This is a genomic window from Streptomyces sp. NPDC037301 (assembly GCF_055602785.1).
In genome coordinates this window covers 1-11,269 of the sequence record NZ_JBVJWD010000010.1, presented here as the reverse complement: position 1 = coordinate 11,269, position 11,269 = coordinate 1, and the positions used below count along the sequence as shown (strand labels likewise).

At 68.2% G+C, this 11,269-nt stretch carries 13 protein-coding genes and 1 pseudogene; 8 read left to right on the top strand and 6 right to left on the bottom strand.

Translation table 11 applies throughout. The features are described from left to right. Window positions 1–20 precede the first annotated feature (20 nt). On the bottom strand, window positions 21–782 hold the full coding sequence (locus ACZ7IB_RS17975) for a transglycosylase SLT domain-containing protein (RefSeq protein WP_470913391.1): 762 nt from the start codon (window positions 780–782) through the stop codon (window positions 21–23). Between the two features lie 286 nt (window positions 783–1,068). Further along, window positions 1,069–1,403 (bottom strand): annotated as a pseudogene (locus ACZ7IB_RS17970) (S-adenosylmethionine:tRNA ribosyltransferase-isomerase); the annotation flags it as partial. Window positions 1,404–1,540: 137 nt separating this feature from the next. On the opposite strand from ACZ7IB_RS17970, the gene ACZ7IB_RS17965 reads away from it, so the two are divergent. The 3 genes from ACZ7IB_RS17965 (at window position 1,541) to ACZ7IB_RS17955 (ending at window position 3,716) form a co-directional block, all read left to right on the top strand. Next, window positions 1,541–2,686, top strand: coding sequence for a GAF domain-containing sensor histidine kinase (locus tag ACZ7IB_RS17965; RefSeq protein ID WP_470913390.1), 1,146 nt, complete (start codon window positions 1,541–1,543; stop codon window positions 2,684–2,686). Continuing rightward, entirely contained in the window at window positions 2,679–3,323 is a 645-nt protein-coding gene (locus tag ACZ7IB_RS17960; protein WP_327275980.1) for a response regulator transcription factor, read from the top strand. The genes ACZ7IB_RS17965 and ACZ7IB_RS17960 overlap by 8 nt, the downstream gene beginning before the upstream one ends. Window positions 3,324–3,467: 144 nt before the next feature. Beyond that, the gene (locus tag ACZ7IB_RS17955) at window positions 3,468–3,716 is read left to right on the top strand and encodes a chaplin (protein ID WP_383975355.1); all 249 of its coding nucleotides are present in this window, start codon (window positions 3,468–3,470) and stop codon (window positions 3,714–3,716) included. 144 nt (window positions 3,717–3,860) lie between these two features. On the opposite strand, the gene ACZ7IB_RS17950 is transcribed toward ACZ7IB_RS17955, so the two are convergent. After that, on the bottom strand, window positions 3,861–4,640 hold the full coding sequence (locus tag ACZ7IB_RS17950; protein ID WP_470913389.1) for a hypothetical protein: 780 nt from the start codon (window positions 4,638–4,640) through the stop codon (window positions 3,861–3,863). A 143-nt stretch (window positions 4,641–4,783) separates the two neighbouring features. Here ACZ7IB_RS17950 and ACZ7IB_RS17945 point away from each other — a divergent pair, with 143 nt between their 5' ends. The 4 genes from ACZ7IB_RS17945 (at window position 4,784) to ACZ7IB_RS17930 (ending at window position 8,006) form a co-directional block, all read left to right on the top strand. After that, the gene (locus ACZ7IB_RS17945; RefSeq protein ID WP_114243799.1) at window positions 4,784–5,581 is read left to right on the top strand and encodes an ABC transporter ATP-binding protein; all 798 of its coding nucleotides are present in this window, start codon (window positions 4,784–4,786) and stop codon (window positions 5,579–5,581) included. A 90-nt stretch (window positions 5,582–5,671) separates the two neighbouring features. Further along, window positions 5,672–6,100: an NfeD family protein gene (locus ACZ7IB_RS17940; RefSeq protein WP_114243798.1), complete on the top strand. Its 429-nt coding sequence runs from the start codon at window positions 5,672–5,674 to the stop codon at window positions 6,098–6,100. Window positions 6,101–6,246: 146 nt separating this feature from the next. Then, on the top strand, window positions 6,247–7,176 hold the full coding sequence (locus ACZ7IB_RS17935) for an SPFH domain-containing protein (protein WP_093895790.1): 930 nt from the start codon (window positions 6,247–6,249) through the stop codon (window positions 7,174–7,176). Window positions 7,177–7,238: 62 nt separating this feature from the next. Further along, the gene (locus tag ACZ7IB_RS17930; protein ID WP_470913388.1) at window positions 7,239–8,006 is read left to right on the top strand and encodes a sulfite exporter TauE/SafE family protein; all 768 of its coding nucleotides are present in this window, start codon (window positions 7,239–7,241) and stop codon (window positions 8,004–8,006) included. A gap of 61 nt (window positions 8,007–8,067) precedes the next feature. Here ACZ7IB_RS17930 and ACZ7IB_RS17925 read toward each other — a convergent pair whose 3' ends face one another. The 3 genes from ACZ7IB_RS17925 to ACZ7IB_RS17915 all read right to left on the bottom strand — a co-directional run bounded on the left by ACZ7IB_RS17925 (window position 8,068) and on the right by ACZ7IB_RS17915 (window position 10,097). Beyond that, window positions 8,068–8,574, bottom strand: coding sequence for an HNH endonuclease (locus tag ACZ7IB_RS17925; RefSeq protein WP_093895792.1), 507 nt, complete (start codon window positions 8,572–8,574; stop codon window positions 8,068–8,070). Between the two features lie 157 nt (window positions 8,575–8,731). After that, entirely contained in the window at window positions 8,732–9,262 is a 531-nt protein-coding gene (locus ACZ7IB_RS17920; RefSeq protein WP_114243797.1) for a YbhB/YbcL family Raf kinase inhibitor-like protein, read from the bottom strand. Between the two features lie 52 nt (window positions 9,263–9,314). Continuing rightward, complete coding sequence (locus ACZ7IB_RS17915; RefSeq protein WP_093895794.1) at window positions 9,315–10,097, bottom strand: sporulation protein; 783 nt, start codon at window positions 10,095–10,097, stop codon at window positions 9,315–9,317. A gap of 73 nt (window positions 10,098–10,170) precedes the next feature. Here ACZ7IB_RS17915 and ACZ7IB_RS17910 point away from each other — a divergent pair, with 73 nt between their 5' ends. Continuing rightward, a complete protein-coding gene (locus ACZ7IB_RS17910; RefSeq protein ID WP_470913387.1) occupies window positions 10,171–10,812 on the top strand; it encodes a DNA-3-methyladenine glycosylase in 642 nt (213 codons plus the stop codon). The last annotated feature ends 457 nt before the right edge of the window (window positions 10,813–11,269 follow it).

The window sequence follows — 11,269 nt, the reverse complement described above, 5'->3', positions numbered from 1 at the left end:
CCGAGGACGTCCGGAGCCGATCAGTACGCGCTGTTGACGTTGTCGATCGAGCCGTAACGGTCGGCGGCGTAGTTGGCCGCGGCGGTGATGTTGGCGACCGGGTCGTAGATGTTCGTCGAGGTGCCGGGGACGTGGTACGCGTTGAACGTCGGCTGGATGACCTGCAGCAGGCCGCAGGACGGGGTGCCGTTCTGGGCGTTGATGTCCCAGCCGTTGACCGCGTTCGGGTTGCCGGTGGACTCCCGCATGATGTTGCGGTGCAGACCGTCGTACGAGCCGGGGATGCCGTGGGCCTTCATGATGGCCAGGGCCTGGCTGATCCAGCCGTCCAGGTTGTTGGCGTAGACCGGGGTACGGGCCTCGGAGCGGCTGGCGGCCTGCGTCCCGGCGCGCTCGGCGACGGCCTTGGCCTTCGCCTCGGCACGGGCCTTGACCTCGGCAGCGGCGGCGGCCTTGGCCTTCGCGGCGGCCTGGGCCTTCGCCTTGACGGCGGCGGCCTTCTTGGCCCTGGCGAGGTCTGCGGCCTTCACCAGCTGCTCGGCGGTGGAGTGCTGCTCGATGATGCTGGCCTGCACGGCCTTGACCTGCGGAGTACCGGCGACCGATGCCAGGACCACGGGGGCGGCGGACACGGGGGTCTGCGCCTCGGGCTTGCCTTCGGCATTGGCGGGGACGAGCGAGAGCGAGAGCGATGCGACGGCGATGGCGGAGATACCCGCGACGGAGAGCTTCTGCGTCTTGTTCAGGCGACGACGGCGGCCGGGGATGCTGGACACGGACATACAGGACCTCTAACGAATCGCGGGAGTCCTCACGGAGGACGAAGACGGGAAGCGGCGTTTTCGCATCTCCGTCGGGGACGAGTGCAATTCTTAGCGCCAGCAAAATCCCGTGGCAAAGGTGTGATGTACGACCCCGGATAGTGGATCACGGTGCCGCTCGAACGTGACGGTCCGCGCTCATGCCCACTGATGTGGCGCTTATGTATCCACTAGCCGGCTTCGTAAGTGACGTGGGTCCTATGCCCGGCCTCACATCGACCGTGTAACAAACTCACCAACCGTTGCTTCAGCAATTCAGAGTGTGAGATTCCGGTCCTGGAGGAGGTGGATGGACGTCCCCGGACTCATGCCAGAGGTACCGATGGCGTAGCGCCCGGGCGTATACGTACGCCAAGGCATCCCGCCCCGCGTCCGCCGCCGGCATCAGCAGATACGAGGCCGCAGGCTCGTGCGGCCCGGTCAGCAGGCCGTCCATCCCCGCACGCCCCGCTGCGGTGTCACCAGCAGATCCGTCCACCCCGAGGCTGCCCGCACCGCCCCGTCCGCCCCGGCCGACGACTCCAGCGCCCGCACCGCGGTCGTACCGACCGCCCCGACGCAGAGACGCCGCCCCACACCGCGCCTCGTCCAAGAGCCGCACCGCCACAAGGCACTTCGGCCCGGGCCGACGGGACCTGGACCGGACCTAGTCCCTGCGTCCCGATCGGCACCGTCCACAGGCCGATACGGCGTCCCCGCCCCGCCGGTACGGTGAGGCCATGAGTCATCGCCCACAGTCGGGTCTCGCAGCGGTGAGCGCCGCGCTGCTCGCCATGAGCAGGCATCTCGAAGTGCGTGATGTCCTGAAGACGATCGTCGCCTCGGCCCGCCGGCTGCTGGACGCCGAGTATGCCGCCCTGGGCGTCCCCGACGACCACGGCGGCTTCGCCCAGTTCGTCGTCGACGGCGTCAGCGACGAGCAGTGGAAGGCCATCGGTCCCCTGCCCCGGCAGCACGGCATCCTCGCCGCGATGCTCCACGAGGCGAAGCCCGAGCGACTTGCCGACGTCCGCAAGGATCCCCGCTTCGAGGGCTGGCCCGCCGCCCACCCCGACATGTCCGACTTCCTCGGCCTGCCCATCAGGGACGGCGACGAGATCATCGGCGCGCTCTTTCTCGCCAACAAGCGCTGCCCCAAACCCGAGGGCAGCTGCGGCTTCACCGCCGAGGACGAGGAGCTGCTGTCGATCCTCGCGCAGCATGCGGCGATCGCCCTCACCAACGCCCGGCTGTACGAACGCAGTCGCGAGCTCACCATCGCCGAGGAACGCTCCCGGCTCGCCCATGAGCTGCACGACGCGGTCAGCCAGAAGCTGTTCTCGCTGCGGCTTACCGCCCAGGCCGCCACCGCCCTGGTGGACCGCGACCCGGCCCGCGCCAAGGGCGAGCTCCACCAGGTCGCCGCGCTCGCCGCGGAAGCCGTGGAAGAGCTGCGTGCCGCCGTCGTCGAACTGCGCCCGGCCGCGCTCGACGAAGACGGCCTCATTGCCACACTCCGTACCCAGATCCAGGTCCTGGACCGTGCCCACGCGGCCCGGGTCACCTTCGAGAGCCTGGGCGTACGGGCCCTGCCCGCCGCCCAGGAAGAAGCGCTGCTCCGCGTCTCCCAGGAGGCCCTGCACAACGCACTGCGCCACTCGGGCGCCGAGCACGTCGACGTCACCCTGGCCCGGCACGGCAGCGGCACGCTGCTGCGGATCACCGACGACGGCAGTGGCTTCGAACCCACGGCGACCCGGCAGGCAGGCCGCCACCTGGGCCTGGTGTCGATGCGGGACCGCGCAAGCGGTGTCGGCGGAAGGCTCACCGTTGAATCGGCGCCCGGCAAGGGCACCACGATCGAGATGGAGGTACCCGGTGGCTGACAAGATCATCAGGGTGCTGCTGGTCGACGACCACCAGGTGGTCCGCCGCGGGCTGCGTACATTCCTGGAGATCCAGGACGACATAGAAGTGGTCGGCGAGGCGTCCGACGGCGCCGAGGGAGTGGCCAGGACCGAGGAGCTCCGCCCCGACGTCGTCCTGATGGACATCAAGATGCCCGGCACCGACGGGATCGAGGCCCTGCGCAAGCTCCGCGAGCTGGAGAACCCGGCCAAGGTCCTCATCGTCACCAGCTTCACCGAGCAGCGCACCGTGGTCCCGGCCCTGCGAGCCGGAGCCTCCGGTTACGTATACAAGGACGTCGACCCGGACGCCCTGGCCGGCGCCATCCGCTCGGTGTACGCGGGCCATGTCCTGCTCCAGCCGGAGGTCGCGGGCGCCCTGCTCGCCCAGGACGACGCGGGCGGCGGTACGGGCCGGGGGAGCACCCTCACCGAACGGGAGCGGGAGGTACTGGGCCTGATCGCCGACGGCCGGTCCAACCGCGAGATCGCGCGGGCACTGGTCCTCTCCGAGAAGACCGTCAAGACACACGTCTCGAACATTCTGATGAAGCTGGATCTCTCGGACCGGACCCAGGCGGCCCTCTGGGCCGTCCGGCACGGGGCGGCGGGCTGACGGCACCGAAGCGGACTGTTTCCCTCCGGACCGAGATTCATACTGTCGGGTGTATGTCACCCGGACGGCGCAACCTGTTCGACCCCGAGGCGTTCTCCAGGGTGCTGCGGCGGCTGGCCGCAGCCACGCTAGGAGGATCCTGAAGTGAAGAACCTGAAGAAGGCCGCAGCCGTCACCATGATCGCCGGTGGAATCATCGCCGCCGGCGCCGGCGCGGCCTCCGCCACCGGCCACGGCGCCGGCGCCCACGGTGCCGCGACCCACTCCCCGGGCGTGGTCAGCGGCAACGTCGTCCAGGTCCCGGTGCACATTCCGGCGAACGTGGTCGGCAACACCGTCAACGTGATTGGCCTGCTCAACCCGGCCTTCGGCAACTTCGGCCTGAACGGCTGACCGACCTCACGGTCCTGTGTCGCCGGGCGCATCGAGCCCGCCCGGCGACATCCGAAGCCCACTCCGGCACACTCGAGCCCGTCCGGCGATCGAGGACGAAACGGCTCCCGGACGGCTCCGGGCAACAAGGCACCTCGCCCACGCCTATCGTTCCCGCTCCTCCACATACGCGTTGTACGCGGCAACCTGCGCCCGCCGGGCCACCCGCTCCACCGGCCTCAGCGCCTCCTGCCGAGCCATGATCTCCGACGCGCTCACCGCCCCGCCGTGCCCGTTCTCATACGCCACCGAGATCAACAGCCCGACCCGCTGCGCCAGCTCCAGCACTCGCACCGCCCGCGGCGGATACCCCGGAGCCAGCACCTCGCGCCCCCGCTCCGTCCGCGCCCGGTACGCATCCACCGCCGCCTCCGCCACCGGCCCGGAACCGGCCACATCCAACCGCGACAGCACCGCCGTCGCATCCCGCAACGCCTCGGCGAGCTCCCGCTCCGCCTCGCCCAGCGACGGCACATCGGCCGGCGGTGCCTCCCGTACCGGCAGACAACGCCACACCACCTCGACGTGCAGATCCCGGTCCGGCCCCACCTCACGCACCTCGGGAACCAGCCCGTACGGCGCACCGAACGCGACCACCGCCTCCTCTGCATCCAACGCCCGCGCATTGAAGTCCGGCGGCCCGCTCAACCCCAGTGGATGCCCGGGCGCCGGCAGCGCGACCCGGAAACCAGTCACCCCCAGACTCCGCAACCGTCCGAACGCAAGCGTGAGCCCGACGGACCCCGTCTCACCCGGCAGTCCCTCGACGCGGTGCACCGCGTCCTCCCCGACAATGGCGAGCGCCGCGTCGTCCGGCGACACAAGTCCGGCCAGCAGTGCGTTTCCCCAAGCGGCCAGCAGCCCTGAGCGTGGTTCCGAAAGCATGGGAACAGCCTAGGGAACGGACCCGGGGCCTGTCCTCACACGGGCCCAGCGCCGGGAGCTCTCCTGCGGTGGCGTAGATTTCCCTGGGAGCTGTGCCCACAGGCACGCGACGATCTCGACACTGCATGGGGAGACAACGCGCCATGAGCGATGTACTGGAGCTGGTGGACGTATCCGTGGTCCGCGACGGACGCGCTCTGGTGGACGACGTCTCCTGGCAGGTCAAGGAGGGGGAGCGCTGGGTCATCCTCGGCCCGAACGGCGCCGGCAAGACCACGCTCCTCAACATCGCGTCCAGCTACCTCTTCCCGAGCACCGGCACCGCCAAGATCCTCGGTGAGCAGCTTGGCGGCGTCGGCACCGATGTCTTCGAACTCCGCCCCCGCATCGGTATCGCGGGCATCGCCATGGCCGAGAAGCTGCCCAGGCGCCAGACCGTTCTGCAGACGGTGCTCACCGCCGCCTACGGCATGACCGCCACCTGGCACGAGAACTACGAGGCCGTCGACGAGGAGCGCGCCCGCGCCTTCCTCGACCGGCTCGGCATGACCGAGTACCTCGACCGCAAGTTCGGCACCCTGTCCGAGGGCGAGCGCAAGCGCACCCTGATCGCCCGCGCCATGATGACCGACCCCGAACTGCTGCTCCTCGACGAGCCCGCCGCGGGTCTCGACCTCGGGGGCCGCGAGGACCTGGTCCGCCGCCTCGGCCGACTGGCCCGCGACCCGTACGCCCCCTCCATGATCATGGTCACCCACCATGTCGAGGAGATCGCCCCCGGCTTCACCCACGTCCTGATGATCCGCCAGGGCAAGGTGCTCGCCGCGGGCCCCATGGAGACCGAGCTCAGCTCCCGCAACCTCTCTCTCTGCTTCGGCCTGCCGCTCGTCGTCGAGCACACCGGCGACCGCTACACGGCCCACGGACTGCCGCTCTCGTAGCCGCAGCCGGACGACGCTCTCCGGACACAACACCGCAGCCGCCCGCCCGCGCCCTGTCGGCGAGGGCATCCGCAGTCCTACCATGACCACGTGGACATCGACGCGTGGGTGTGGTGGCTGATCGGCGCGGTGGGACTGGGCATCCCGCTCGTCCTGACCGCGATGCCCGAGTTCGGCATGTTCGCCGTCGGAGCGGTCGCCGCGGCAGTCGTCGCGGCACTCGGCGGCGGCATCGTGGCCCAAGTGCTGGTATTCGTCGCGGTCTCCGTGGCCCTCATCGCCGTGGTCCGCCCGATCGCCGCCAGGCACCGTGCCGACCGGCCCCAACTCGCCACCGGCATCGATGCGCTGAAAGGCCGTCAGGCCATCGTCCTGGAACGGGTCGACGGCAGCGGTGGCCGGATCAAGCTGGCCGGAGAGATCTGGTCCGCCCGCGCACTCGACGAGGGCCAGAGCTTCGATCCGGGCCAACAGGTCGATGTCGTCGACATCGACGGAGCTACGGCAGTCGTCATGTGACCGAACCACCCACACAGCAGAGCGCGTTCTGTCAGACTCGAAGTCGATCATCATGAGATCGGGGCCGTCGAGGCATACGGCACCTCCCGCGATCTCGACCTCGATCAGCGCGATCCGTCGGCAACCGAAGGGCAACGAGGAACACGATGCAACCGATCATCATCGTCCTGATCATTCTGGTGGTGCTCGTCTTCATCGCCCTGATCAAGACGATCCAGGTCATCCCGCAGGCCAGCGCCGCCATCGTGGAGCGCTTCGGCCGCTACACCCGCACGCTCAACGCAGGCCTGAACATCGTCGTTCCATTCATCGACTCCATCAGGAACCGCATCGACCTCCGTGAACAGGTCGTGCCGTTCCCGCCCCAGCCGGTGATCACCCAGGACAACCTGGTCGTCAACATCGACACCGTCATCTACTACCAGGTGACCGACGCAAGGGCCGCGACCTACGAAGTCGCCAGCTACATCCAGGCGATCGAGCAGCTCACCGTCACCACCCTTCGCAACATCATCGGTGGGATGGACCTGGAGCGGACCCTGACCTCCCGCGAGGAGATCAACGCCGCCCTGCGCGGAGTCCTCGACGAGGCGACCGGCAAGTGGGGCATCCGCGTCAACCGCGTCGAGCTCAAGGCGATCGAACCGCCCACCTCCATCCAGGACTCGATGGAGAAGCAGATGCGCGCCGACCGCGACAAGCGCGCCGCGATCCTCCAGGCCGAAGGAACCCGGCAGTCCGCGATCCTGACCGCCGAGGGCGAGAAGCAGTCCGCGATCCTGCGCGCCGAAGGTGAGGCCAAGGCCTCGGCCCTGCGCGCCGAGGGCGAGGCCCAGGCCATCCGTACGGTCTTCGAGTCCATCCACGCCGGCGACCCTGACCAGAAGCTCCTCTCGTACCAGTATCTCCAGATGCTCCCGAAGATTGCCGAGGGCGACGCCAACAAGCTCTGGATCGTGCCCAGCGAGATCGGCGACGCCCTCAAGGGCCTCAGCGGGGCCTTCGGCAACCTCGGCAACGGCGCCCCCGGATTCGACACCGGCAAGGAACGCCGGGAGCAGCCCCCGGTCGACTGACGCGTACACGCCCTCGTGCATGATCAGTGCACCAAGTACCGATCATGCACGGGGGATTCACCATGACCATCTGGGAGATGCTCGCCGTCTTCGTCGCGGGCATCAGCGCCGGCACGATCAACACGATCGTCGGATCGGGAACGCTGATCACCTTCCCGGTGCTGCTCGCCACCGGCCTGCCCCCGGTCACGGCCACCGTCTCCAACGCCCTCGGTCTGATCCCCGGTTCCATCAGCGGGGCCATCGGCTTCCGCGAGGAACTCGTAGGACAGGGCCGCCGCGTCCTCAAGCTCGCCATCGGCGCCCTGATCGGCGGCCTCACCGGGGCCACCCTGCTGCTGGCCCTGCCCTCCACGGCCTTCGAGACGATCGTGCCGATCCTGGTGGCCCTGGCCCTCGTCCTGGTCATCCTGCAACCACGCATCAGCAAAGCGGTCCAGCGCCGACGCGAACACACCGGCACCCCCGCCCGCCCCGACGGCGGCCCGCTCCTCTTCGTCGGACTGATGCTCGCCAGCGTCTACGGCGGCTACTTCACCGCCGCCCAGGGAATCATCTACCTCTCCCTGATGGGCATGCTGCTCGATGACACGATGCAGCGTCTCAATGCCGTCAAGAACGTCCTGGCCGCCGTCGTCAACAGCATCGCCGTGCTCTTCTTCCTCTTCGTCGCGGACTTCGACTGGACGGCCGTCGTACTGATCGCGGTCGGCTCCGCACTCGGCGGCCAGATCGGCGCCAAGATCGGCCGCCGCCTCAGCCCCGCCGTCCTGCGCATACTCATCGTCTCGGTCGGCACGGTCGCCATCGTCCAGCTGCTGCTCCGCTGACACACGGATGCCCACCCCTGCAAGGAGACGGGCATCCAATACGACACCGTGCGTACGCCGACTACGCCGCGGTGCGGTCCAGCCACTCCGGCAGCGCCGACCGCTCACCGGCCCCCAGAGCCAGCAGCATCGCCTCCGCCGGAGACGGTACGAACGGCTGCCGCAGCAGCGGCATCCCCGCCTGCTCCGGAGTCCGGGCCGCCTTGCGGTGATTGTCCTCGGCGCAGGACGCCACCGTGTTCAGCCAGGTGTCCTGACCGCCCTGGGCACGCGGCACCACATGGTCGACGGTGCTCGCCCGCCGCCCGCAGTACGCGCACCGGTGCTGGTCCCGTATCAACACACCCCTTCTGGACCACGGAGCCTGTCTTCGGAACGGCACCCGTACGTACCGGCAGAGCCTGATCACCCGGGGCACCGGAATATCCACGGCGGCGCCACGCATACGGAGATCGGGGTGCGACTGCTCGACGACCGCCTTGTCCTGCAGAATCAGCACCACCGCACGGTTCAGCGTCACCGTCGACAGCGGCTCGAAGCTCGCGTTCAGTACCAGCGTGTCCCGCATCTCGCCCACCTCCCGTGTGCCGCCCGCCCCCTGGCAGGCCCGGATCAACTCTGGCCGGGCAGGCCGTGATGGACAACGCAATAAAAAAATGCCCTGCCCTGATCTCTCCAGGACCAGGGCAGGGCAAACAGCAGGGGAACTCTCGGATCACCGGGTGCTAGGCGGGACCCGTGTACTCACCGATCAGCTGAGCACGGCCCAGCGTGTGGAACCGCAGGTTGAATCCGACGACCGCGGGCGACACATCGCTGTCGACACCCAGCTTCTCGCTGTCCACCGCGTACACGGTGAAGACATAGCGGTGATTCTCACCGGCCGGCGGCGCGGCACCGCCGAAGTCCTTCGACCCGTAGTCGTTACGGACCTGTACGGCACCGGCCGGCAGGCCCTCGAACTTCCCGCTGCCCGCACCGGCCGGCAGCTCCGTGACCGACGCCGGGATGTCGAAGAGCACCCAGTGCCAGAATCCGCTGCCCGTGGGAGCATCGGGATCGAAGCAGGTCACAGCGAAACTCTTGGTCCGATCCGGGAATCCCTCCCACCGCAGCTGCGGCGAGGTGTTCCCGGCCGCGAACACCTGGGCATCCGCCAGCACAGCCCCGGGCGCGAGATCCTCGCTCACCACCGTGAACGACGGCACCTCGGGATGGAAGTCGTGCGGCAGTGGCGCCCTCTTCGGCTCGGTCACGTCAGCACCTCTCCTGATCGCTCTCCTGCTGTCAGCAGGTCTCCCACCGACCCTAGAGCCAGTTGCGCTGACCGCCGACCTGGGCGAGCCACTGATTGAGGTACGCCGCCCAGTCGGTCCCCTGGAAGTCGTTCAGCCCGACCTTGAACGCACGGTACGAGTCGCTGCCCTCGCTGAAGAGCCCCGGCTTCTTGTCCATCTCCAGGACGACGTCCATCTCGCGGTCGTCCGCGACGAACGTCAGCTCCACCTGGTTCAGCCCGCGGTACTGCTGCGGCGGGAAGAACTCGATCTCCTGGTAGAACGGCAGCCGCTGGCGCGTACCGCGAATGTGGCCGCGCTCCATGTCCGCACTGCGGAAGCCGAAGCCGAGCTGCCCGAAGGCGTCGAGAATGGCCTGCTGGGCCGGGAGCGGGTGCACATTGATCGGGTCCAGGTCGCCCGAGTCCAGCGCCCGCGCGATCTCCAGCTCCGTGGTCACGCCGATGTTCATGCCGTGCAGATGCTGACCGGCGAACATCGTTATCGGTGTCTCCCACGGAATTTCGAGCCCGAACGGTACGACGTGCACGGCACCGGCCCGCACCTCGAACGCGCCACCGAGCCGAAGCTTGGTGAACTCGATGTCCTGCTTCGTCTCCGTGTCCTGGCCCTCGACCTCGACCCGGGCCTGCAGACCGACGGAGAGCCCCTCGATCTGCTGATCCACAGATCCGCCCTGGATCCGCACCTCGCCCTGGACGACCCCACCGGGTACGACATTGAGTTCGGTCAGCTCGGTCTCCACCGACGCACCACCGGCACCCATGCTCGCGAGCAGCCGCTTGAAGCCCATGTTTACTCCTCCTTGGTCCTGACCCCTAGATACGCGCCACGACCGTAGTCGGTTCCCGGTAACCTCGAACGCCATGATCGAGGGCTTGGACCGTACGCCACTGACACGCGACTTCTTCGACCGCCCCGTACTGGACGTGGCACCCGATCTCCTGGGCCGGACTCTGGTGCGCACCACCCCCGACGGCCCCATCGAACTCCGCCTCACCGAGGTGGAGGCCTACGCCGGCGAGATCGACCCGGGATCGCACGCGTACAGAGGCCGCACCCCGCGCAACAGCGTCATGTACGGACCACCCGGCCACGCGTACGTCTACTTCACGTACGGCATGTGGCACTGCCTCAACCTGGTGTGCGGCCCGGAGGGCAGGGCCAGCGGTGTCCTGCTCCGCGCCGGCGACATCCAGGTCGGCGCCGACCTCACCCGCAAACGTCGAATCTCGGCCCGTAATGACAAGGAACTGGCCAAAGGCCCGGCCCGACTGGCCACCGCTCTCGATGTCGACCGCGCACTGAACGGCACCGACGCCATCGCCCACCCCGGCGCACCGCTGTCCGTACTGCACGGCACCCCACCACCCCGCGACCAGGTACGCAACGGTCCGCGCACCGGAGTGGGCGGCGACGGAGCCACACACCCGTGGCGCTTCTGGATCGACGGAGACCCCACGGTGAGCCCCTACAGAGCCCATGTGCCACGCCGCCGCGCAACTTGACTCTCCCTTGGGGGCCGCCTAATGTGGCCCGAGCCGCTTGAAACGGGTACTGCTATCGGTACGGTCCATCGGACCGCCCCGAGCACCCGGAAGCGGCCAACCACTACCAACGAATCACCCTGACGGGTGCGAATTCGGCATGCCGTAATTCGACCCCATCGACTCGATTATGAGTCGCCAAGGAAATCGGTTAATGTAGTGGACACGCCGAAAGGCAAAGGCCACTCCAAGGGTCACCGGAATTCAAATTCGGACCGGAAACGGAACGAAAAAGAATCTGGTAAGGTTGGAACCGCCGGAAAGGGAAACGCGAAAGCGAGGAACTGGAAAGCGCAGTAAAAATTCTCCTGCTCGGCAGGGGGCCGCTTCGACCGGGAATCGGACACGGAAGAGTCTGATAGAGTCGGAAACGCAAGACCGAAGGGAAAAGCCCGGAGGAAAGCCCGAGAGGGTGAGT